The organism is Mesorhizobium sp. Root695 (assembly GCF_001428185.1).
Taxonomy (GTDB): Bacteria; Pseudomonadota; Alphaproteobacteria; order Rhizobiales; family Rhizobiaceae; genus Mesorhizobium.
Genome location: NZ_LMHO01000012.1, coordinates 357,798 through 381,321 on the forward strand (window position 1 = coordinate 357,798; position 23,524 = coordinate 381,321).

A 23,524-nucleotide genomic window follows, 5' to 3' on the forward strand; every position below is an offset into this window, starting at 1 on the left:
AAGCGCGTCGCCTGAATCCGTTCAAACGCGACGCGCTTTAGATCGGCCTGCGTTGGGGAGGCCGCAAACGACCCCGCCCGGAGCGAGCGTCACGAAGGAAGCGTCCGACCGTTCTCGGAACTGGGCCGTCGCGCAGGATCGCAACACTGGGTGCTATCCCAAGCACGAGAGGCACGACAAAGAAACGACTGTAGAGATGCGGCAGCGCATTGGCCAATGCTGCGAAGAGGAGGACCGTGGCCAGCGTGCAAATGGCCGATATTCGTCCTTCGCGAAGCCGGGCAGCGAGCATGCCAATGACTATGCCGGCTACCAGCATGAGCAGAAAGCCGATCAACCCAGCCAGCCCCGCCTCGACCCATATCAAAAGATAGACGTTGTGGACCGGAGCATGCAGCGCGCTGAAAGATCGATACTGGTCGGCACCAATGCCAAGCAGCGAACTGCTGTCCACTTTGCCGATGGCCTCATGAATAAGCCGCATACGGTCTGCAAACGTACCAGCCTCGTCAATGTCGCCACTCTGCAATGCGTTCAGCACACGGCGCTGGAAGATGGGCGGCAGGAAATCTTGGCCCCACGTAACGACGACAAAGAACGTGGCGGTCGACGACGCCGCCAGCAAGATGATACGGCGCCACGAGCCCGTCATGACGACGAAGACGGTGAGCGCAACGACCAGGCCAATCAGGCCGGTATTGGAGCCGGTCAGAACAATACCATACGCAAGGATCGGCACTCCGATCCAGGCCCAGCGGGGCCGTGCACATCCCGAAGCGACCAGCCACAACAAAAGGGGAACCGCGAGTGCAATCAGCGTCGCGCACTCATTTTCACGTTCGACCCAGCCGATAAAACGGCCACTGGGGCTGGTCATGTATGTGCCTTGCTGCTTGAGGATGTCGATGACCAGTACGCCATGCAGGCACATCAGGGCGATCGAGCAGATAAGCGCCTTTGTAAGCAGAACCGTTTCGCTCCAGGGCCTTGACGCCAGCATGAAGGCCAGGAGAAAGTAGGCATACAGATATTGAGCCGAGATGATGAACCCTCGTTGGGGATCACCATTGATCAGGCTGCTGAGCAGCAGCATGCCACACAGCAGTGCCACTCCGGTGTTCCACAGCAGCGTCCCCGCCCCCAAAGGGGCGGGCTGAAAGGATTTCCCCAGGACCATCGCCAAAACGGCCGCCAGAGCGAAGGCATCGCTGGCGGTGAAGTAGAATGTGTCGACACGAAGGATGTTGCACGGAGTGAGGAAGACCGAGGCCATTGCCAGCCAGAGCCCGATCTTGTTGGTCACCTTTGGCAACGACACGGCAGCCGGCCTGCGGTCGGGCTTTGCCCAGTAGCCGCGAGGGAGCCCGGCGTGATTCATCCTCACTCCTGAAATCTACTCGAGAGTTCTTTTTACCAGCCATCATGGACAGGCAGTTCGGTGCATCTGCCAAGATAGGCCCCCGGCCACCTACGCTATCCTTTCGGATAATTCCCCTTCCGGCGACTAAGCCTCTTGAACGCGCTGGCGTCCGTGCATCCGTGTTAAAAACTTGTCGCTTGGGTTGGGTCTCGAACTTGGCTTGAAGACCCGGTGAGACCATCAAGAAACAAACCTCAGGGGGCGCGATCCGTGAGCTTGGTAGACGAAAACAGTGTGTGGAACCGGCTGGGCCCATTCCTTCAAGAGCCACTCGAGCCCCAGGAGGAACGGACGTTCGGCGCGCGTGAGCTCTATGGTCTTTTCCGCAGACGCCTCCTCTTGATCATCGGTATCGTCGTTGCTGGCACCGTTCTCGCGCTCATCGCCGCCGTGGAACTTCCCAAGACCTATACGGCTCGTTCGATGATCGTTGTCGAAACCGACGGTTCCAATCCTCTCGACACCGCGCAGGCGCAGCCGAACCAGCAGCCCGACAAGTCGCGGATGGACACCGAGGCGGATTTGATCACCTCTCGCGTGTTTGCCAGCCTGGTCGTGGACAGGCTCGACCTCATCAACGATCCGGACTTCAACACCTACCTGCCGCCAGCCGGCCCTGGCGGGACTTCAACTTCGGATTCGGGCACTGGAGTGCTGTCACAGACCGTCGGCTTGATCGTCGCGATACCGCAAAAGCTATTCGCGCTGGTCTTCGGCGCCGACCCGCAGCATGCTCCATCGCTCCCGCCCAAGAGCGTTCAGCAGGACCGGGCGATTACGTTGTATCTGGCGAGCCTGTCGGTCGATCGCTCCGGCGAAAGCGCGGCGATGACGATCTCGTTCCTCAACGACGACGCCGCGACCGCGGCCAGAATAGCCAATGCAACGGCCAGACTGTTTGTGGAATGGGCCCGTGACAACAAGCGGCAGGATATCAAGGACGCAGTCAGCTTTTTGAGACAGCAGTCGACCGAGCTTGCATCGCGGATTGCCACTATCGAAGGCCAGATCGCCAAATACGCAAATGAACACGGCGTCTCCAGCGATCCGCGCGACGATCTGCTGCGCGCCTCAATCCAGCAGAACAACGAACAGCTCAACACCGCCAGAGGTGAGTACACGCAAGCGCAGGCGCGCCTCGCCCAGGTCAAGCTGGCGGCCAAGACCGGCGACGCGGGCGCCAACGTCGATCCTCTCCTCTCATCGGACTTCCTGACCTCCCTGCGCAATGACGAAGCGACGGCAATGAGGGATCGCGCGCAACTGGCCGGCAACTACGGTCGAAATCACCCTCTGGTCCAAGAGGCCGATGCAAAAGTGGCTGCTGTCCGTGCGATGATTTCTCAAGAGATGCTGCGAACAATCGCAATCCTGGAAAATGAAGTGCGCGTCGACGAGGCCCGGGTGAACCAACTCACCAAAAGCTTGCAGGCATCCAACGAGGAACTGCGGCAGAGAAGCCTCGCGGAAGCCAAGCTGCGTGAACTGAACAACGATCTGACGACCGAGCAGAAGCTTTACGACCTCGTGTCCGGCAGGCTTGGCAGTCTCGATCCGTTCTCCGAAGCGGTCGAGCCCGGCGTGCGCACCGTCTCGGTGGCGGAGGTTCCAACCAGCCCTTCCTTTCCCAAGTTTCGTTTGATGCTTGCTGGCGGTTTCGCCGCGTCGCTTGTCCTGGCTCTGATTCTTGTGGTGACGCTCGATAGCATGGATGTGCGGATACGGGATTTGCGACGGGCATCGAAGCTGATACGTGCCCCTCTGCTGGCGTCAATCCCGCGATTGCCCCGGAAGTTCCTGCGTCCGGCCCTGCCCCCTCTCGAAACCCTGTTGTCAAAACCACGGTCGGCTTTTTCCGACGCTTTCCGATCGCTTTACAGTGCCTGCACCAGGATGAACGGCGGGCGGGGCAAACATGTTGTCCTGGTCACCTCCGGCCTACCCCAGGAGGGCAAGACAACGACAGCCATGGGCCTTGCCATGGCTGCTGGAATGGATGGCGCCTTGACTGCGCTGATCGATCTGGATTTGCGAACCCGCAACCTCCACACCGCCATGGGGCTTGGCTCCGCCAGCAAGACACTCGATGACTATTTGCATGGGGATTGCGGTCTGGCGGAAATCGTCCAGACGCTGCCTGAAATTCCGCAGCTCGATGTGATGGCGCCACCTGCCGGCGACCAGACGTCGCCGGAATTCCTCAACTCCAGCCAGCTTGCTAAGTTGCTGGAGGCGTTCCGGCTCGAGTACGACGTAGTGATCATCGACGCACCGCCTATGCTCGTTCTGGAGGACGCAGTCCGGATTGCTGCCTCCGTGGACACTGTCGTGGTCGTCGCCGCGTGCGACAGCACAACGCAAGAGGCACTCTCCCAGGTTGTCGAGCGTCTGCGGTTCGCCGGCGGCCCATCGATCGGCTGGGTGTTCAACCGGGTGGACCCATTCCAACAGGCTCATGGTGCGTTCCGGAAAGCCTATCTGAGACGGCAGCAGATCCGGCGCTATTTCCCCGTTTGACTGTCGGTGAGCGCATAGCCGATCACGCCCGACCGGTTACAGCCCCATCGCCTCGAGCAGGGTATGGTTTACCTTGTGAACGTCGAAGCGTTCTTCCGCCAGCTTTCTTGAGTTGGCGCCCATTTTCACGGCGAGACCCTCATCTTCAAGAAAGGCTCGCTGCGCCGAGGCCAGAGCCTCCACATCCCGTGACTCGACCAGAAAACCGTTCTCGCCGTCGATGACCGTTTCTTGGCAGCCAGGAGCGTTGGTCGTAATGATCGGCCGCCCCGTCGACAAGGCCTCCAGCGCGCTGCGAGGAATACCCTCGCGATAGTAAGAAGGCAGTACAAACACCGTGGATGCGGTCAGATAGGGACTGACATCGTGCGTTTCGCCGAGATACTCCACGGCTCCTTCCCTGGTCCACTGGTCCATTTCGGCTTTCGAGATGGAGAGAGGACTGGGATCGAATGGCCCGAGAATCTGGAAACGCGCGGCACGGTGCTTGGTCTTCAGGATGCGCGCGGCGGCGGCAAACTCGGCGATCCCCTTTTCGCGAAGCAAGCGGGCAATCAGAAGGAAGACGGGAGGCCCCGACGGTGGACGGCTGGCGGCGAACAGCGTCAGATCGACCCCGGAACCTGGAACCCTTATCACCGGCGTCGTCGCAGAAACCATCCGATGGCCTCGGATGTCGGAAGCATCGGCTTCGTTGTAGGCGAAAACAGCTTCGCAACCGATCAGGGCCGAGCGGTAAAGAGCAATGCTCAGCCGGCGCAGAACAGTTGCGCGCAGTCCGGTGACGCTGCCGCTGAATATGAAGCCAAACCCTGTGAAGAGTGCGAACCGCCGAGGTACTCCTGCAAGTCGGGCCGCCAGTCCCCCATAGATGATAGGCTTCATCGTGTACGGCAGGACGATGTCCGGAGCCAGGCGGCGCATTAGCCCGTAGAGCGCCTTGAGCGTTTGCAGATCTGCCAGCGGATTGGTGCCTGTCCTGGCCATTGGAATCTGTTGGAAGTTCACGCCAATCGCACCCAGCTTGGCGATGGCTTGTTCGTCATTATCGGGGGCGAGTGCGATGACCTCGTGCCCGGCGGTGACCATAGCTTTCAACAATTCGAGGCGAAAATTGACAAGCGAACGCGTCAGGCTGGCGATGACGACGATCCGCTTGCGGCGCATCGCACCATCCACGGCAGTAGGAAAATGATCTCTTCCACTCGCATGCGCAACAACCACCAGTTGCTCCTATCGGACCGAGATATGGCGACGACAGCCGAGAGCTGTTCCATAAAGTTCCAGGTGCCGATCGACGTAAAGCGACAGTGAGAACTTCTCCATGACCCGGCGACGCGCTTGTTGGCCCAAAGCGCGTCGCCCGGCCGGTTCAAGGCCGACAAGCCTGATCAGCCCAGCGGCCAGTGCTTCACTGTCTCGGGGCGGAACGACCACTCCACTGTTGCCGACGAGCCAGCCTGAGTCACCGACTGCCGTGACCACCGCCGGTACGCCACATGCCATGGCCTCGCCGACGGCAAGGGAAAAAGCCTCGCCCCAAGCTGAACAAAGCGCGTAGATATCGAAGCCTGGCATGAGGTCGGCAACGTCACTGCGGATGCCCGGCGTTGTGATCCGGTCGTCTATACCGAGCTCACGGGCGGCGACCCGCACCGGGCCGTCGACATGCCCCTCCCCGATAAACACGCCCTGAACATCGTACCCCTGGGCCAGGACACGGCTGATAGCCCGGACCAGGCTGATCTGGTCTTTCATAGGATGAAACCGTGCCACATGGCCGATGATCAGCCGTCCGGCTGGCAAGCCGAACAGATGGCGCAGTTTCGCACCGGCGTCGGCCGAGGGAGAGAATTGATCACAATCCGTGCCATTCGGGATAACCACCCTGCGACGCGGATCAAAGCCCAGACGCTCGTGATCGTCGGCGGCCACGCGTGAGCAATACGAGATCGCGCTAGCGCGACCCGACAGACGGGCAGAGAGCCGGATCAGATGGCGCGTCAACGGCTTCTCGTCGGCGAGATCGCGAACTGTGTGATGGATGCTCCAGATTACCGGCGAGAAATTGAGCCCCAGCACCGAGCCTAACGTTGCCGCGACGTTGCCGTGATACATCCATCCATGAAGCAGATCGGGGGCGGCCCTGCTTATCGAGCGCGTCAGCCGAAAGACATCGCGCGGACGCGGGCGTTCCGTCATGTCGAGCGAAGCGAGCCCTGATTTTGTGTACTCCACCTGTGCGGCCAACGGCCCGGGTGAAAGCAGCGATAGAACCGAAGACGAGAAGCGGTTTTGGTCGACCTGGCCAAGAAAGCGGGCAAGCATGACCTGGGCGCCGCCAACGTCGAGACTGGTTATGGTGTGAAGAACACTTGTGTGCACGCAAGATTCCCAGCTGTCTGCGACGCCCCACCGCGAGGAAGCGTTCAATCTGCCGACAGTATCCAGTCGCACCATACGTTGGTTGAGGCCGACATCCAGTTAGCCAAATTGGGTGGGAACGAGACCTAAGGTTACCACTGCTCCACCAAAGGTATGACTCATTGTCCTCGCGCAGGTGTCGCTAGGGTCTTCACAGGAAATTTCTGTGGCGGGCTATCATGGTGTCTTGTTGCAATGCGACGCGGAGCCGGCGATCGATCGGCACCTGGACCAGTGCGTTCCTTGCGAAAGCGTTGGGACGTACAAGGATTGCGGTGCCCGCGATTGCGGCGATCCTGGCTTCCCAGATTGCTGCCTGGGCCGCGGCCAACGATGGCTACAGGCTTTCGGTCGGCGATGTGGTGTCATTTGACTTCATTGACGATTCGCTGCCTGCCGAACAGCTGACCGTGGCCAGTGATGGAGCGGTCAACATTCCGCTGATCGGCAGCTTTGAAGTTGGCGGCCTTACGGTGCCGGACGCCTTGAGCCATATTCGTAAGGCGTTCATCGATCGCGAGTTGTTCAATGACCCGCATATAGCCCTGGCGGTGGTCAGCTTCCGTCCAATTTTCGTCCTTGGGGACGTCAAGGCGCCGGGCTCGTTTCCTTATCAACCAGCACTGACTGTAGAGCAGGCGGTGGCGCTCGCCGGCGGCCAATCGACCGGCGGAGCCACTGCCGAGGACCGCGTCGTGACGCGCGCCCGGCTGCGCGGAGCGCTTGACGAAAGCGTGGTGGAGATCGCCAAGGAAGCAATCGCTGCCGCGCGCATCAAGGCCCAGTTGGCAAACAGCGACAAGATTTCGGAACTGGATATGCCTGACAAGGTCAAGGGCCTGATGAACGCCAATCTGATCGCAACGCTGCTTCCGACGGAACAGCGCATCCTTGAGACAGATCAACACGCTCTGACCACACGTCGCAAGCAGCTCTCGGCGGGGATCGACGAGGTGAATGTCGCCCTCGCCAACATTCAACAGCTTTCGGAGATACAGAAGACCGTGATCGCTTCATCGCAAGCCGATCTCGAGCGCGTCAGGGCCCTCAACAAAAAAGGGATCGTCACGCTTACAGACCTCTCGAACGCCGAGCGCGAAGCGACCACGCAGCAATCGCACCTGCTTGAAATCTACAATCAGGCGTCAACGGTGCGCCGAGAATTGAGCCAGTTGCAGCGCGACCTCGATGACGCCACCCAGACCTGGACGCACACCGCGCTGACCGACCTCCAAGCCCACAACTCTGAAATCGAACGCCTGATCGCAGTTCGCGAGTCGACCGAGGAGCAGATCCTGCTGCTGAGCTCACTTGCCGCGGAGCAGACACGGACCAACAACACCATCGCGTTCACTTACCAGATCCGCCGCAAGCTGAACGGCCAGATCGCCACCAAGGTGGCGACCCTCGACGATGCGGTTGCGGCCGGGGACACGATCTTGGTGTCGATAAACCGCCTGGACAATACCTTGGACCTGGCAAGCAGTCTGGACGCACCTTTGGCGGCTCCCCCTTCCGTCCAGGTCGGACCGTCGCAATGATCGGCCTCAGCAACCCGATCGCTCGCACCACCGAGTGGACTGCACGAGTGCCGATCGGCCGGGCGATGCCCAGCAAGATCGCCTCGGTAGTGCTTTTGGTTCTCAGCCTGCCGCTATGGATCGTGGCTGCCACGGTTGTCTGGGCGAGTGTGGGCCGTCCACTATTCTTCCGGCAGATTCGCAGCGGACTGGGAACTCGCCCCTTTGTGATCTGCAAGTTTCGTACGATGCACGAGAGGCGAGATGCAGATGGCGCACTGCTCCCTGACGCTTTGCGTGAGACGTCCGCCACCCGGCTGATGCGCGCCACCCGTATCGATGAGCTGCCTCAACTTCTCTCCATAGCCAGAGGCGACATGGCGTTCATTGGACCACGCCCGTTGCTCCCCGCCACCGTCGCCGAATTCGGCGAGCTGGGGCGTATTCGCTGTACGGTCCGTCCAGGCTTGTCTGGCTGGGCACAGGTGAACGGCAATACCCGCCTCACCAACAGCGAAAAGCTGGCGCTTGACCTCTGGTATGTGCGCAATCGCAGCCTGTGGCTCGATCTGCAGATACTGATTCTGACAGTCCTGGTGGCACTGTTTGGCGAGCGCGTTGACCGCCGCCATGTCGATCACGCTATGAAGGCGATGCCCGCCGGGACGGTTCGGTCATGAGCCCAGCCATCGGTCGACTCCTGGTGATCGCGCCACATCCTGACGATGAGGTTCTGGGGTGTGGCGGCACGATAGCCCGGGTCGCCGCGGAAGGCGGAGAAGTCCATGTTGCGGTGGTCACGCGAGGCTGCCCACCTGCCTTCACCGAGGACATGACAGAACGGGTTCGCTGCGAGGCAAAGAGGGCCCATGCTTGTTTGGGCGTGCGACAGACGCATTGGCTTGATCTGCCTGCCGCGCAGATTTCCCAGACACCACACTCGACCGTCAACGCGACGTTGCAAGCTCTGCTGCAGGAGGTCAAGCCGGACACGTTGCTTATCCCCTTCGTCGGCGATGTTCATATGGATCATCAGCTGATCTTCCTGTCGTCGCTGGTTGCGGCTCGTCCCACCCAGTCCCACTACGCACGGACGATCATGGCCTACGAGACCGTGTCTGAGACGAACTGGAATGCACCCTATGTCACGCCGAGCTTCGTGCCGAATGTCTTCCTAGACATCGAAGCGACACTCGAGCGCAAACTCGAAGCTGCGTCGATGTTCGGTTCGCAGATGAAGAATTTCCCGCACGAGCGTTCGATCGAAACATTACGGGCGCTGGCGATTGTCAGGGGCACCGCTGTCCATCTGAGGGCGGCCGAGGCCTTTGTCCTTCTGAGAAATGTCATGTGAATTCTAGCTGGAGTGTTCCAAGATGAAACGCTGGCCGATTTATGATGAAGAACAGATAGCCGACGTTGTGGATGTCCTGCGGTCTGGCCGGGTGAACGCCTGGACCGGCGACCATGTGAAGACCTTCGAACGAGCCTATGCGCGCAGCCTCGGCCGACGCCATGCGGTGGCTCTGGCCAATGGCTCCCTCGCGCTCGACCTTGCAATGAAGATCCTCCATATCGGCGCCGGCGACGAGGTGATCGTAACGCCCCGCAGTTTCGTCGCATCGGCCGCTTGCGTCATGTTTGCCGGTGCAACACCTGTCTTCGCGGATGTCGACCCTACATCGGGCAATCTTTCCGCTGAAACGATCGCGCCGAAGATAACGGCGAGAACCAGGGCGGTCATTGTCGTCCATATCGCCGGATGGCCGTGCGACATGGCGCCAATCATGGACCTTGCAAAGCGCAGCGGCATCAAGGTCATCGAAGATTGCGCACAGGCGCATGGAGCCGAATACACCGGACGACCGATCGGCTCCTTCGGTGACATCGCGGCGTTTTCGTTCTGCCAGGACAAGATCATCACGACAGGTGGCGAGGGCGGACTTGTCGCGATGGACGACAGGAAATTGTGGCTCGCCGCGTGGAGCCTGAAGGACCACGGCAAGAACTACAATGTGGTCTTTGCCCCGCATCGGCCGACCGGGTTCCGCTGGTTGCATGACAGCGTCGGCACGAACTGGCGCATGACGTCCATCCAGGCCGTGCTTGGTTTGCGGCAGCTCGAACGTTTGCCGGACTGGGTTCGTCAACGCGAGCGCAACGCCAACATCTGGATAAGGACGCTTGCCGATTTGCCGATGCTGCGCACGCCCCGGCTCGATCCGGCGCACAGGCATGCCTGGTACCGATGCTATTTCTATATCAAGCCGGAAATGTTGTCTTCGGGATGGTCGCGGGACGAGCTGATTGCAGCCGTCAATGCTGCAGGCGTTCCATGCTTCTCGGGTAGCTGCTCCGAGATTTATCTGGAGCATGCCTTCGCGGATGCTGGCGTGGCACCGGCGGAACGACTGCCAGTCGCGCGGCAACTGGGTGAAACGAGCATCGCGTTCCTGGTCGACCCGTCCTGGACGATCGAGGAGACCACGGCGGCGGCGGCGACGACGCGCTCCATCCTTGTTGCGGCTTCGCGCCAGCTCGAGGCGGCTTGATGAACGAGCTTGCGATCAGGAAAGATGGAGACATTCCAGCGTCTTCTTTTGGAGAGCTGAAATTGGTGCCGTCTTCAGCGCTACAGAACCTTACCTTCCCTCAAGCAGAAAGGACGCTGCTCGGGTTCGAATTGCCGACTGTGGCCCGACTTTATCAGCAGATGATCCTCATCCGGCTCGTGGAGGAGCGCCTGCTCGAGCTTTTTTCCCAGGGTCTCCTGTTCGGCACGACGCACACATCCATTGGACAGGAAGCCAATGCTGTGGGGGTGGTCAACGCTCTTGACCGGGATCGCGACATTGTCTGGAGCAACCACCGCTGCCACGGTCATTTCATTGCCTATTCGGGTGAGGTCGAAGGCCTGATCGCCGAGATCATGGGGCGTGTAACAGGCATTTGCGGAGGGCGCGGCGGCAGTCAGCATCTGTGTTTCCGCAACTTCCACTCGAATGGGATCCAAGGAGGCATAGCACCCGTGGCGGTTGGCTGCGCGCTGGCACGAAAGGATGAGGGCGCCGTGGCAGTGGTTTTCCTGGGCGATGGCACGATGGGCGAGGGAGCGGTTTACGAGAGCTTGAACCTCGCTTCGGTTTTTGGTGCCCCCGTGCTTTTTGTGGTCGAGGATAACGAAATCGCCCAAACCACTCCAAAGAGTCTCACCGTTTCCGGATCGATCATCGCCAGGGCTGAACCCTTCGGCATCCGCACGTTCGCTTATGACGGCAATGATCCCGTCGAAATATGTGAGCTTGCCCAAGAGGCGGTAGGCTATGTCCGCGCCGAATCGCGCCCGTGCTGGCTCTATTTACGGACAGAACGGATTGGTCCTCACAGCAAGGGAGATGATACCCGGCCGGCCTTGCGGCTTGAGCAGGCTCGAGCCCGGGATCCCATCCCCCCGATGCGCCGGCGCGTTGCGCATTTCGAGGAGATCGATGCCTTCTGTCGATCTGCCGTGGACCGCGCAGTCGAATCCGCAGCCGCGGCTGCCCTGGCGAGAGGCTGACCCATGCGCGTCGTCGAATCGATCAATCGCGCGCTACATGATCTTATGGACGCCGATCTCCGCCTGGTGATCCTGGGGGAAGACATCCTCGATCCCTACGGCGGCGCATTCAAAGTCACCAAGGGCCTCTCTTCGGCCTATCAGGATCGTGTCTGGACCACGCCGATCAGCGAGGGCGGCATCGTAGGCATGGCGGCGGGCATGGCTCTCAAGGGCAGGCCTGTGATCGTCGAGCTCATGTTCGGAGATTTCATCGCCCTTGCTGCCGACCAGATCATCAACCACGCAGCCAAGTTCCGCTGGATGTACAACGATCAGGTTGAGGTGCCGATCACTATCCGCGCGCCCATGGGTGGACGGCGCGGCTACGGGCCGACGCACTCGCAAAGTCTGGAAAAGCACTTCTGCGGCGTGCCCGGTCTCACCGTGTTTGCAACGCATGAGTATGCGGATCCGGGTGCGCTGCTACATCGAGCTCTCGCGTCTCGGTCCCCTCACCTGATAATCGAAAACAAGGTCATGTATTCGAGGCCGGTGCTCGGTGCGGGTGCCCTTCCACGTCCGACGGATTCGGACGTCGTGATCCTGACATATGGGGGTTGCGTCGAGCACGCGGTTGCGGCCGCAAACAAGCTCGCTGAAGAGGAGGAAATTGCAACCACCGTGGTGGCCGTTGAACAGCTCTCGCCCTTTCCTTGCGTAGAGGTCCTAAGCCAGGTCGGCCACTGCAGCCGCGTTCTCGCCGTGGAGGAAGGCTCTCCCGGCTGGGGCTTCGCGTCTGAATGCGCACGCGCTCTGATCGGTCGGGTCAAGCACTTCAGCGCATTGGCCGGGCCGGACCACCCCATTCCCTCGAGCCGCGAATGGGAGGATGATCTGCTGCCAGGCGTGGACGCCATCCAGGCGGCCTGCATCGATCTGTTCAAGAAGGGCTAAGCTTTCATGAGTGTGCTTGTCGAAGCCCCGCGGGTTAACGCCAACGAGGACAATCTTCAGCTGATCGAGATCAGGGTCGTGCCGGGTGAGAGGGTAGAGCAAGGAGCTATCCTCTTTGTGCTTGAGACCACGAAGGCTGCCGTCGAGGTTGAGGCCCCCGAGGCAGGGGTTATCGGCCGGCTCGACGTCAAGATCGGCGATTTCGTCGCTGTCGGCTCAACGCTGTGCGAAATCGTCGACGAAAATCCGAATGCCGAATCCGGAACGGCCAGCCCGGCCAGTGTCGCGGTCAACGAGATCGCGATAACGGCCAAGGCCCGGAAGGCCGCGTCTGAGCTCGGGGTCGATCTTGCGGATGTCAGTCCCTCCAACGGCCGGATCGGCGAAGCCGAGGTGCGCGCGGCGGCCAGCCGCCGATCCGAGGTTATAGCCGCGGGATCGGACGGGACGCGGTCCGTCGTTCCTTCCGCATCCACGCGGCGGGCGGTCATCATCGGTGGCGGCGGCCACGCCGCCTGTTTGATCGATGCTCTCGATGGGTCCGGATACGACATCCTCGGTTGCACCGATCAAGCTCTGCCCGCTGGCCACCAGGTCTGCGGTGGCATTTCGGTGATCGGTACGGAAGAGAGCCTGGAGCGTCTGCTCGCCGAAGGCGCGCGCTACGCCTTCATCGGCATCGGGGGAGCCCAGTCCAGCGAGGCGAGGCGGGCAATGTTTGAACGCGCCTTGGCCATGGGCTTCGTTCTGCCTCCTGTGATCCATCCATCCGCGATCGTCTCCAAGGCGACCAGGATCGGAGATGGCTGCCATATTCTGGCCGGCGCGAGCATCGGTCCGCGCTGTACGATCGGCAACAACGTCATCGTCAATCAGGGGAGTATCGTCTGCCACGACAGCATCGTGCAGGACAATGCGCACCTGACTCCGGGCGCCATCCTCGCCGGCGCGGTGAGTGTTGGGGCCATGACTGTCGTGGGAATGGGCGCAACGGTGCTGCTGGGCGTCCAGATCGGCTCCGGCTGCCTGATCCACAATGGCGCGCATATCAGCGCAAATGTCGGAGACAATACCATCGTTGACGCTCAGGGCCGCCGACATCTCCGCTAAAGCGATTTCCAGGAAAGTGTGAAACGGCTTTCTGCGTTTCCGTTCAAACGCGACACTTTGGAGCCTTGTTGGAACTTCAGGCGCCTTGTCGCAAAGCTCTTGCAAGCATCGGCACGAGTGTCTCGGAACCCGGGATGTCGAGGTGGTGGCTGTCAAAGCACAGCAGTTTTCCGCCCATCATGACAACACACCGTTCCTGCGGACAAAGTGCCTGCGTCGGATAAACGCGAACGAGCCCCGGATGTTGGGCCAGCCTGTCCAGAACGCCAAATGCAATCCGCTGCCGCTCCCGGGAGACGCGCTCTGACACGTTGCAGCCAGGCAGGTCATGTCCCTGCGCTACGAGTCGACCTGCCCTGGAGAAGCGCGCCGGCGATGGCGCGCAAACCATCGATGTCGGCGCGATAGGTTGGAGCCGCCTGTGCTGAATGGAGCGATGCTGGACGAGAGGGTTTTCGACCGTCCAACATCACGCCGGCAGCGAGGCTGGGCCGACGAGCCTGATAGCACCGCTGTCCGCCCGCAATAGGAGGTAACCTGCGGCTAAATCGGACCACGCCGCGGACCCGCGAACATGATCGAAATGGCCTCTGAAACAACAGGGAGGCGCGGAGATCCGGGGGCTTTTCCCGATCGGAGCGGTTCGACGTGGCAACTTGCGGCCGTTTTGGCGTCCTGGCTGCCGAAGAGCCCGCCAATTCTGGTCCGGTGCAGGTCAAGCTCCGCCCCGCTGCGGTTCAGCGCTCGCCTGCGGCAAAGGCGGGCCTCCGTTAATGTCCGCGATCCCGCAACGCGGCTGCTTGATCATCGGGAGGAGTTTTCCCGCGGCAGCCCACTACTTTTGGGCAGGGGTGTCCTTCGAATTCCTGAGCATTGCAAAATCTGGATCGGTGTAGGTTGGAATGGTCTGCGGGGACCAATTTGAAGGCTCAAATGGCTGTTGCGCATCCCCATTCTCTGAATTCATCCGACGCACCGCATGTCCTGCGCGACGCAACCGCGACACCAACTTCCGACAAGTCATTCAACGTGGCTGCGCACGGGCTTCGCGGCATTGCTTCACTGATGGTGTTCTTTGCGCATCTCCTAGGGGGCACGGCGGAGCACGTCTACGCTTCGAATTCGGCCTATGTCGCCGCCATTGGGCCGTTCTGGAATTTCGGCACCTTCGGGGTGTGCCTTTTCTTCGCCATCAGTGGCTTCGTTATCCTTCCGAGTGCGCTGCACTACAGTCCGCGTGAGTTTGCCGCCCGACGGTTCCTGCGCGTCTATCCGCTGTTCTTCGTTCTCAGTGTGCTGTACGTCGCGCTGAACGCAGCAACGAACCTTTATCCCGATACCAACAATCTCACCGCAATTCTCGCGGGACTGACGTTCCTGAATCTTTTCACCCACACAGAGCAGTTGACACCGAATGCGTGGAGCCTGACTTTCGAGGTCTGGTTCTATGTGTTTACCGGCGCCTTCGTGTTCCTCGCTATTCGTCGCCCCAGCAAGGTCGGCATCGCCGTTTTGGGTCTGCTTGCAGCGTTCTTTATCGCCAGATACCCAATTGCCTTGTATTTCGTCGCGGGCGGCCTGATCCGACTTGCCTACGATCGATATGATTGGGTGCGTCTTGGTCACCATCGGCTCGCCGAGAGCGCGGCCCTGGCAACTTGCGTCTTTCTATCCGCCCGCGGCCACTACGACTATCACTTGTCCGATTTCCAGAATGCCGAAGTGCCAGTGCTGGTCGCCTCGACAGCGCTGTACTTCTGCCTTGCAGTTTCGCGAAACAGCTTAACGACGCTGTTGCTTGGCAATCGGCTTCTTCGCTACTTCGGAACAGTCAGCTACAGCCTGTACCTGGTGCATCCCTATACCTATCTTCTGACCCGCTCCGTCTTTTCGCACGCGCACCTCTTCACCGCCAATGTCGTCGTTTCGATGGGCGCCTTCGTTGTCGCTGCAGGTGCGATCACCTGGATACTGACGCATCTCGCGAACCGCACCTTCGAACTGTGGCCCTATGAGTTGGTCTATCATCAGAAGATCTACCGTTCGACATCGCAGCAGAACGCCGTTTGGTCGTGGCTTGGTTTAGGGACCAAGCGATTCGCGTGGCTGCGGGGATAACGCAGGTTGCGGCAGTCCATGAAGTGAAGACATGGCCGATTAATCGTCAGATTTAGACAGCAGATCCGTCAGGCGGGACACATCGGGCACATAAAGCTCCTTTGCGCGGCGCAGCACGATCCCGACACTCTGAAGATAGCTGAGTTCGCGGGCCACGGCTTCGCGATGCGTGCCGATGCGATTGGCCAGATCCGTATGCGTGGGAATGGGAGAAATCAAAGCCGAACCGTCAGTGTCGATTTTTTCAACGCACAAGCGCAGCAGCTCGCTATGCACGCGCGATCGAACGCTGAGTGTCGAGAGTTCAACGATGTGCTCGACAAGCGCGTGCTGGCGCTCGACCAACATTTGGACGACGGCTTGAAGAGCCTCCGGATCGTCCTTGATTATATCCAGGAAGGCCCGATTTCCGATGGAGGCGATGGTGCATGGTCCCGCGGCTTCAATCGAATAGGGCACTACAAGAAGGTCACCGCTTAAAGCCACTCCGTTGACGAGTGATCCCTGGTGCGCCGATGGGAGCCACACTATCTTGCCTGTACGGGTATAGACAGGGAAGCGAAGCTCGCCCGCCAAAAGAAAGAAAAGTCGATCGACCCTTTCGCCGGCCGGGATCAAGACATCACCGTCTTCGAGATGGAACCAATGACAGCGGCGGTTCATCTCGGCCAGCGTGGAGGGACGAATGGCGTGGAAATGCTCGATATCGCCCAGGTCCGGCCCTTGTGATGTGTTCCTGTCGGCTGCTGATGTGTTCCTGTCGGCTGCGGAACTGGACTCCCTCTCAGTCTGCGGAACAGAATATCGATCGGGCGGCTGTTTCATTTTTCGCCCCTTACAAAATGTCGATCGCTCATCAGGCCCTCCAAATTGAGGGCCTGATAAAGCCATCTGCCACAGTTGCCGTGAGCAAAAAAAACCATCACTTTTTGGACCGAGGCGGCAGCCATGCCTCAATTCCGCATAGTGATACCGTCATAAGGCGTCGTGTTAAGGATATAGGCTACCTCGGTACGATTTCTGGCGCGAAGCTTCTTCATGACATTGCGAATGTGCACCTTAACCGTACTTTCGCACATGTTGAGTTCGTAAGCGATAACCTTGTTTGCCTTGCCTCGACGCAACGCTTCGATCACCGACATCTGGCGTGACGTGAAAACATTGTCACCTTGCGGCTGCTTGGCTGGCTGGGTGTCCTTGATCGCCTGACCCGAATTAAAGAGAACACTGGGCGGTATGAAAGTCCCGCCGGCCGCGACAAGTTGGATCGCCTTTGCCGCAACCTGCAAGCTAACGCTCGTGGGGATGTAGCCACGGCTGCCGCTTTCTACTGCTTTGAGAACATCATCAAGGCTTTCGATATCCGACAGCATCACGATTCCCAGAGACGGCCTGGTTGCCGTGAGATGGGCAATCCGCGAAAGATGAAAGTCTGCTTGAGAGTTCGACCACATGACACAGAGCAAGACTGTCGAAACCCGTTCAGTCTCCTCTGGACTCGCGGCGTCGAACGCTTCGACGGTCGGATAGCGCTGGATGCGAAATGATGGCTCGATGAGCTCGAGGCTACTGGCGAAGCAGTCGCACATCAGCGGCCTGTCATCGATAATTGCTATCTCCAACCCCCCCCGCAAGGAGGAGGCAGATCCGATATGATTGACATCGGCAACAGGTGAATAATGAGCCAGATCGATTTTGACCGGCTGATCGGTATTGGACAGAATTGTCATGGCTTATCCCCAACCCAAAGGTTCAACTCAACATGAGCGGAATTCACCCCAACGGAGAATCCGCCTTCGAAGACCCACCTCTTAATGACCTCCTTAATGACCTCCTTAATGCATTAGTAATAACTTGCGGATTGAAGCGGCGGTGTGACAAAACGCACAGCGTGAATATAATTGCATATTTTTGAGAGGATTAGATCCGACGTGGGCAGATGTCGTGGCGTGGAGGTCGGCTCCACCAAAAGGTGTATCATCAGCGAAAAAGACGTCGTTCTGTGCCGGATGCTGTATATTACCAATTGCAACCATGGAATTCACGTGACGACAATTATAAATCTGCGGACGTTCGCAAGTATATCATTTATATCTGCAATTTTTTCATTATTAAACTAAAGTATATATTTGGAGCCTCCCACGTTCCGATCCTCAAGCAACAAGCCGCCAGACGCGTGAAGCCTCCAAGCGCGGCCCCCGTCAACTAGGCCCCGCCAATCTGGAATTGATCTTTACTCAAGCCATTGCTGGAGGTGCCTGCTCAACTTAATGGCGAGTGCAACAATCGTCAGGGTGGGCATATCATTTCCCCCGGTTGGAAAGACGGAGCTCCCGGCGATGAAAAGGTTCGCGAGGCCGTGCACTTGGCATGAGGCGTCGACCACGCCAGTCCGTGGATCGTTGCTCATCCTCGTAGTACCCATGTGGTGCCTAACCCATCGGTATGGGATATCGTCCCCGTAGGCTGGGGCCTCGTGGGTGGGAGCTTGAACATCGATTCTATGGACCAGCAGCCGCATCTCGTCAGTGATGATTGCCTGCACGCGCTCAAGAGTGCGCCGAACGAGAGGTCCCACCCTCCATTCCAGCTTCACGCGCGGGACATTGAATTCGTCAAGTCTTGTATCAAGCGTAACCCGGCTTTCCGGGTCCGGCTCCTGTTCGAGGATGGTGTCAAAGTGAAAGTGCCCCGCGCCCCGGCGTGAGTGCCCGATGCGCTCGATAGCTGATGCGATCGATCCTGCGGGATGCCGAAGGATGGTGCGGCCACTCCTGATAAGGTCGCGATGCAGGCGCCCCTTCCGCAGCCAGAAAGCAAGATAGTGCAACGCTTCGGAACCATCCAAATCGCTGGCGCAAGGTCCCGGCTTGATCCACGTCCGGGAGCCCAGAAGGCGTTCACTTTCCCGAATCTCCGGGCGCAGCGCCAGTCCGAATGTAGCGGTCACGTCACAGTGTTTTTCCTGTGACAGATAAGGCCTGCGAGCCTCAGCGGATGGCACGTGAAAGGCTATGGCGGTGTCAGGACGGCAGATTTGCAGGCTTCCCCATTTTACGCGGGGATGCTCCATGAAATAGCGGCCAACGAGGTCATGCTCGTTGCCTATCCCATTCGGCATCTGTTGGTTTGAAACCAAGAGCAGGCGCGCGTTTTCGATCCCGCCGCAGGCCAGCACAAATGATCGTGCTTCGATCCGGAAACGTCTGTCTGGTGTACTGGCCACCTCGATGGAGCGAACACATCTTCCAGATGCGTCGGTGTCTAGCCGCAAGGCCGTGGCGTGAAGAACAACCTGCACGTTTTTCGCCGCTTGCAGCCTGGCGCGCAGTGTCGCCCCCAAATCCGGGATGGGACTGAGAAAGCATCGTTCTGAAAAGACCGGCCCATTCATTGGCAGGACTGGGGAGCCCGGCCATTCGGCTTGCAAATCCTCGATGCCCAACAAACCGGCCGCCGTTTCATAGTCAGGGAGAAGCGAGTTACGGTCGACAGGCCATCCGCTCATGGGAATCCAGGACCGAGCCTCGAAATCGACGTGGTCCAGCATCTTGCACCACCCGCCCCAACCAGCTCTGCCGGTACTGCCGCCAAACTGGCGGATACGGCAAAGATCAAGCGCCTCGTAGGGTCTGCCTACAGAACGGCCGCGCGACAGTCTTTGGCGCCCGTGTTCGTATGTCAGCCCGCCGCTCTCGATGATGCATACACGATGTCGCGTTCCTTCAAACTGTGAAGCCAATGCCAAACCGGCTGCGCCCGCGCCCACGATGCACAGATCTGCCTCCAGGCGCGTGCCATGGGGAATGCTATTGCAATCCTCCATCATGGCGGCATAGATCGCGAGCAGGCAGCCGTCGCGGCAAAATCACCCGAACAGCGCAAGGAAGAACTGACGTTGAATGGCCGCAGAGCGATGCGGTCAGGTTCGTGAGGTCTGATCACTGGCGATCCGTTGTCCAAGCCTGATCCTCTTTGCCGCTTGCGAACGCAGCGCGGTGAAATTCGGCGCCGCCAACGGGTAGTCTCGGGGCAAACCCCATTTCCTGCGATAATCGGCCGGGGTCATTCCAATCGTGGTCAGATACCGCTTCAATGATTTTCATCCTGCGCCCATCCTCCAGGCTGATGATGAAATCCGGGGTCACCGATTTGCTGACTGGCACGGCGGGAATGAGCTTCGGTTTGGGTTTTTCCGCACCGCTCGCAAGGGCCTGCAAAGTGCGGACCAGATCCACCAGATCAGAACGCGACGCTCGGTTCCTGCTGACAAAGGCCGAAACAATCTTGACAGTTGATTCCAGGTGATCGACGGGGTCAGGGTGCATGGATCCGCTCTCAACTGACGATGGTTATCGTCCGTGGCCAGATGCGGAGCACGTCTTGGATCACTCGTTTGCCGAACTATCCAACATCAAATCGGGAGCATATGCTCCTGATCCTCCCCGCGTTTGGAACCCTTCAATGCCATCTGCAGGTGCCATTTCTGTCAATTGCCCTTGGTGGCGCTGAATCCATCCAAAAGTGGTAACCGATCGAGATGGCCGAGGCGCACTCGTTCGTTGGCACCGCGACTCGTCGCGCCTCGTTTGTTGCGCGTATTCTTGAAGATCGCCGACATCAACGCGCCTTCTACAGGACGATAATTGAAATATACCGGATATATTTGAGGCTCCTCGGGAACCGCCCCTTCTTATTTCCGCTGACTGCTGCACAAGTAAGATAGCGCTATGCACGAAACCACGCGCAAATACCGTCCTGTCAGTTGTCACCAGTCCGAACCAGTATAACGCGCGGCCTCCTTCCACAAAGCGAGCGCGATCGTTGGCGAACGAGCTTTCACCTCAAAATCATGACCTCTGTATTTTCCGGCCGCGATCCACACTGTCTTTGAGCGCTGATAAACAGTGACGCCCAGAGAGCTGGCGACAGTTCGCCACTGGTTGTTACCCCCATGCATTGTAGCCCCGTCGCCATGCAACCGCACCTGACAACGACAATGCCAGACCAGAGTTGCACGGAATGTGACGACTTTAACACTTGCCCATCGGCTGCCATGCCGGTTTTGCCAACACCTGTCGATCTCGCCCCCCGCTTGGAGCAAGCAAACTCCTGGAACGAGGGGTAAGCGTCGAACCCTACCAAACGTGGAAAGCGCGAAAAACAGCAAGCCACCAAGGGACAAGAACGTCCTTCACCCCCACCCAAAGGTTTAGCCGAAACGTCCAAAAGCCTATCTGGGATCAATACGCTACGGCAATACCATTCACTGATGATTTGCGTGCAACGGCAACCACTTCGCCTAGGATGCAACCGGACCAACATGCGGCGGGCAATTTTCTTCGGATGGCGCCCATGCCTGCACCGCTCCACAAGCCACTTCGCGCAGTCACCAGAAGATGGTCCACCGTGTCGGATGATCGCGCGTAGGTAGGGTTTTGTTATGCGAGCACTGTCGCGGAGGACGTTTGCGCAGGGAGCTCTGTTAGGCCTGTCGCACTGGCTCGGCGTTTGCAGGCCGGCTGACGCGTACCATCAGCCGAGCGATGGTGTAACCCTGGTGGCGGAAGGCAGACCCGTCGTCACTCTGGTCACCCCCGATACGCCAACCGACTCTGTCCACTACGCTGCGGTGGAACTTCGCTGGCACATTGAAAAGGCCACCGGCTCCCAACCTGCCACAGTGACCGAGAGCAAGGTGACGTCGGCCAGGCTCGGCAAAACCCACATCTTTCTGGGCGATACCCAGTTTGCCCGAAAGGCCGGAGTCGATTTCGACGCCTTAGGGCCGGAGTCGTGCGCAATTCGCACCGTCGGCCGCCACCTGTGTATCGCAGGGCACGACACGAGCGGCAGTCCTGTTGATGTCAACACGTCTGCGGGAACGCTGTTCGGCGTCTACGAACTTCTCGATCGCTACTTCGCGGTTCGGTGGCTATGGCCAGGCGAACTGGGAACGTTTGTTCCGAAAGCAGAGTCCGTTGTCGTTCCTCTTCAAGATTGCGTCGTAACGCCTCGATTCATGCAGCGTCACGTGCGCACGGGCGCTGGCTTGAGGGCCAAAGATCATGCCGAGATGGGCTTCACCGCCGCGGCGGCTGAAGAATACATGAACGCCCAGGCTGCATTTCTGCGTCGCAACCGCATGGGTCGCCGAATCCCGGCGAGGTACGGCCATGCCTTCGTGAACTGGTGGCGGCAGTATGGTGCTGAGCATCCCGAATGGTTTCAGCTGGTCAACGGCAAACGAGGACCCTCATGGCTGGGTGGGCGCTTCTCGATGTGCATTTCCAATCCAGGTCTGCACGAAGAGATTGTCTCGCAGTGGCGTCAGCATGGAGGCGATCGCCCCGGGCATCTTCCAACCTTCGTCAACGCTGTTGAGAATGACGTCCCTGGCCAATGCGAATGCGATGCGTGCAAGGCGCTGGATGGTCCCGAACCACCGAGCTATCGGAAATTCATTCCGTCGAAGTCAAAGATTGCCAGCAAGCCTTTCGTATCCGACCGATATGCACGTTCATGGCAAGCCATCCAGCAGATCGCTGCGAAATACAATTCGAACGCGGTTGTCGTCGGCTACGCCTATATGAACTACTTCGCCGCTCCAACATCGGGCGTAAAATTGAGCCCGAACATCATGGTCGGATTTTGCCCGTCATCCTGGTTCTATCCCCGAAGTGGCGACGAGCAAGACTGGATAAAAGCCCAGTGGAGCGGTTGGGCGGACACACAAGCTAAACTTTTCATGCGGGCGAACTATTTTCTGGACGGGTATTGTATGCCGCACATATTTTCGACCCAGTTCGCCGACGAGTTTCAGAGCGCCGCGAACAACGGAATGGTCGGGACCGATTTCGATTCGCTGACAGGTCATTGGGCGACACAAGGCCCAAACCTTTACCTGTTGCTGCGTTTGCATATCCGTCCCGATGTGCCTGCCGATTCCCTCCTGTCCGAATATTACTCTGCCTTCGGCCCAGCGGCAGCTGACGTGAGGAAGTACTTTGATTTCTGGGAGACGTATACGTCGGATGGGCGCGCCCGGCTGCATGACACCTTTGAGGCTCTTGGGGCTTCGCGTTGGCGAAGCTGGGCGAAAGCGGCGCATGCGATCTATCCAGAGGAGAGTTTTGCGCCAGCCGAAGCATTGCTCGACAGAGCAGCCTCCTCTGCAAACGGCGATCAGGAGGCATCCATGCGCGTGCAGTTCCTTCGATTGGGATTGCAGCACGCGAAGTTATGCTCATTGGCCGCCGCCAAGCTCACGCTCGGCAATCCAGACTCCAATTCCGAGAAAGGCCGGGCGGAACTGCAGGCGCTCTTAGCATTTCGTCGAGCGCACGAGCGCATGTGGATCTCCAACTTGAATCACTGCGCGTGGGTCGAAAGCACGAGCTGGACGCTTCCAGGCGTGGCAGTTCAATCTCAGGATCCCGATCCAGAATGATCTTCGTCAGCGAATGGAAGCGGGCCGTTAGTCACCGCATGCACTTTGCAAGGCGACGGACTCCCGCGTGCGCGGTAGGAGTCTCGACCGCGGCAAACGCACCCGCCAGCATACACGCCGGCAAGGTGCGCTCTTAGTCATTTGGCAAGATCGACAGGGCGATCAGTTGCCCTTGCTGCCCTTGCTGCCACCTTCTCCAGCGCCGCCGGACTTGCCTCCGGACTCACCGGCTCCGCCAGCCTTGCTGCCGGTTTCGCCAGCACCGCCGGCTTTGCCGGGTTCCGGAGCGCGACCTGCCTTGCCTGCTTCCACAGATTTAATTTTGGTCAAAGACTCTGCAAAGCTGGTCGTCGAGATCGATTCAACAGACGTAACTAGAGAAGTCGCGGAAGGAACGCGTTTATAGTGATAAGCCTCCATAACAATGTGACGTTCAGCTCCTGAGAATCTTGTCACTTATCTTTCCGGAA

General features: G+C 59.2%; 20 protein-coding genes and 1 pseudogene. 10 read left to right on the forward strand and 11 right to left on the reverse strand.

What is annotated here, in order from left to right:
- Positions 1-37 precede the first annotated feature (37 nt).
- On the reverse strand, positions 38-1,378 hold the full coding sequence (locus ASD99_RS14665; RefSeq protein WP_056581838.1) for an O-antigen ligase family protein: 1,341 nt from the start codon (positions 1,376-1,378) through the stop codon (positions 38-40).
- Between the two features lie 276 nt (positions 1,379-1,654).
- On the opposite strand from ASD99_RS14665, the gene ASD99_RS14670 reads away from it, so the two are divergent.
- On the forward strand, positions 1,655-3,937 hold the full coding sequence (locus ASD99_RS14670) for a GumC family protein (protein WP_056581839.1): 2,283 nt from the start codon (positions 1,655-1,657) through the stop codon (positions 3,935-3,937).
- Between the two features lie 36 nt (positions 3,938-3,973).
- On the opposite strand, the gene ASD99_RS14675 is transcribed toward ASD99_RS14670, so the two are convergent.
- Both ASD99_RS14675 and ASD99_RS14680 read right to left on the reverse strand, forming a co-directional pair.
- A complete protein-coding gene (locus ASD99_RS14675) occupies positions 3,974-5,104 on the reverse strand; it encodes a glycosyltransferase family 4 protein (RefSeq protein WP_082525209.1) in 1,131 nt (376 codons plus the stop codon).
- 66 nt (positions 5,105-5,170) lie between these two features.
- Entirely contained in the window at positions 5,171-6,322 is a 1,152-nt protein-coding gene (locus ASD99_RS14680) for a glycosyltransferase (protein ID WP_200950995.1), read from the reverse strand.
- Positions 6,323-6,636: 314 nt separating this feature from the next.
- Between ASD99_RS14680 and ASD99_RS14685 the strand changes: the two genes are divergently transcribed.
- Genes ASD99_RS14685 through ASD99_RS14715 form a run of 7 tightly spaced genes read left to right on the forward strand, consistent with a single transcriptional unit; the run spans position 6,637 to position 13,486 of the window.
- Positions 6,637-7,902: a polysaccharide biosynthesis/export family protein gene (locus ASD99_RS14685; RefSeq protein ID WP_056581842.1), complete on the forward strand. Its 1,266-nt coding sequence runs from the start codon at positions 6,637-6,639 to the stop codon at positions 7,900-7,902.
- A complete protein-coding gene (locus ASD99_RS14690) occupies positions 7,899-8,561 on the forward strand; it encodes a sugar transferase (RefSeq protein WP_057144066.1) in 663 nt (220 codons plus the stop codon). The genes ASD99_RS14685 and ASD99_RS14690 overlap by 4 nt, the downstream gene beginning before the upstream one ends.
- Positions 8,558-9,235, forward strand: a complete 678-nt coding sequence (locus ASD99_RS14695; RefSeq protein ID WP_057144067.1) for a PIG-L deacetylase family protein — start codon at positions 8,558-8,560, stop codon at positions 9,233-9,235. The genes ASD99_RS14690 and ASD99_RS14695 overlap by 4 nt, the downstream gene beginning before the upstream one ends.
- 22 nt (positions 9,236-9,257) lie before the next feature.
- Positions 9,258-10,433 (forward strand): DegT/DnrJ/EryC1/StrS family aminotransferase, encoded by a 1,176-nt coding sequence (locus ASD99_RS14700; protein WP_056581845.1) that lies wholly within the window; start codon positions 9,258-9,260, stop codon positions 10,431-10,433.
- Entirely contained in the window at positions 10,433-11,440 is a 1,008-nt protein-coding gene (locus ASD99_RS14705; RefSeq protein ID WP_156388983.1) for a thiamine pyrophosphate-dependent dehydrogenase E1 component subunit alpha, read from the forward strand. Before ASD99_RS14700 ends, ASD99_RS14705 begins: the two co-directional genes overlap by 1 nt.
- 3 nt (positions 11,441-11,443) lie before the next feature.
- Positions 11,444-12,376, forward strand: a complete 933-nt coding sequence (locus ASD99_RS14710; protein WP_057144068.1) for an alpha-ketoacid dehydrogenase subunit beta — start codon at positions 11,444-11,446, stop codon at positions 12,374-12,376.
- Between the two features lie 12 nt (positions 12,377-12,388).
- Entirely contained in the window at positions 12,389-13,486 is a 1,098-nt protein-coding gene (locus tag ASD99_RS14715; RefSeq protein ID WP_162256695.1) for a NeuD/PglB/VioB family sugar acetyltransferase, read from the forward strand.
- Between the two features lie 76 nt (positions 13,487-13,562).
- On the opposite strand, the gene ASD99_RS35445 is transcribed toward ASD99_RS14715, so the two are convergent.
- Complete coding sequence (locus ASD99_RS35445) at positions 13,563-13,877, reverse strand: SGNH hydrolase domain-containing protein (RefSeq protein WP_413813933.1); 315 nt, start codon at positions 13,875-13,877, stop codon at positions 13,563-13,565.
- A gap of 542 nt (positions 13,878-14,419) precedes the next feature.
- Here ASD99_RS35445 and ASD99_RS14720 point away from each other — a divergent pair.
- Positions 14,420-15,604 carry an acyltransferase family protein gene (locus ASD99_RS14720; RefSeq protein ID WP_057144070.1) on the forward strand — a complete coding sequence of 395 codons (1,185 nt, stop codon included), beginning with the start codon at positions 14,420-14,422 and terminating at the stop codon, positions 15,602-15,604.
- A 39-nt stretch (positions 15,605-15,643) separates the two neighbouring features.
- Here the strand turns inward: ASD99_RS14720 and ASD99_RS32185 are convergent, their stop codons facing one another.
- The 6 genes and pseudogenes from ASD99_RS32185 to ASD99_RS35130 all read right to left on the reverse strand — a co-directional run bounded on the left by ASD99_RS32185 (position 15,644) and on the right by ASD99_RS35130 (position 20,225).
- A complete protein-coding gene (locus ASD99_RS32185; RefSeq protein WP_162256696.1) occupies positions 15,644-16,429 on the reverse strand; it encodes a Crp/Fnr family transcriptional regulator in 786 nt (261 codons plus the stop codon).
- Complete coding sequence (locus ASD99_RS35125; RefSeq protein ID WP_274533695.1) at positions 16,426-16,554, reverse strand: hypothetical protein; 129 nt, start codon at positions 16,552-16,554, stop codon at positions 16,426-16,428. The genes ASD99_RS32185 and ASD99_RS35125 overlap by 4 nt, the downstream gene beginning before the upstream one ends.
- Before the next feature lie 3 nt (positions 16,555-16,557).
- Entirely contained in the window at positions 16,558-17,334 is a 777-nt protein-coding gene (locus ASD99_RS14735; RefSeq protein WP_056581851.1) for a LuxR C-terminal-related transcriptional regulator, read from the reverse strand.
- A 503-nt stretch (positions 17,335-17,837) separates the two neighbouring features.
- Positions 17,838-19,154 carry a GMC oxidoreductase gene (locus tag ASD99_RS14740; protein ID WP_162256697.1) on the reverse strand — a complete coding sequence of 439 codons (1,317 nt, stop codon included), beginning with the start codon at positions 19,152-19,154 and terminating at the stop codon, positions 17,838-17,840.
- Between the two features lie 372 nt (positions 19,155-19,526).
- Positions 19,527-19,932 (reverse strand): annotated as a pseudogene (locus tag ASD99_RS35450) (MucR family transcriptional regulator).
- Positions 19,933-20,093: 161 nt separating this feature from the next.
- Positions 20,094-20,225: a hypothetical protein gene (locus ASD99_RS35130; protein WP_274533696.1), complete on the reverse strand. Its 132-nt coding sequence runs from the start codon at positions 20,223-20,225 to the stop codon at positions 20,094-20,096.
- 822 nt (positions 20,226-21,047) lie between these two features.
- Here ASD99_RS35130 and ASD99_RS14750 point away from each other — a divergent pair.
- Positions 21,048-23,054, forward strand: coding sequence for a DUF4838 domain-containing protein (locus ASD99_RS14750; protein WP_057144073.1), 2,007 nt, complete (start codon positions 21,048-21,050; stop codon positions 23,052-23,054).
- Positions 23,055-23,216: 162 nt separating this feature from the next.
- Here the strand turns inward: ASD99_RS14750 and ASD99_RS33315 are convergent, their stop codons facing one another.
- Positions 23,217-23,510: a hypothetical protein gene (locus ASD99_RS33315; RefSeq protein ID WP_156388984.1), complete on the reverse strand. Its 294-nt coding sequence runs from the start codon at positions 23,508-23,510 to the stop codon at positions 23,217-23,219.
- Positions 23,511-23,524: the final 14 nt, after the last annotated feature.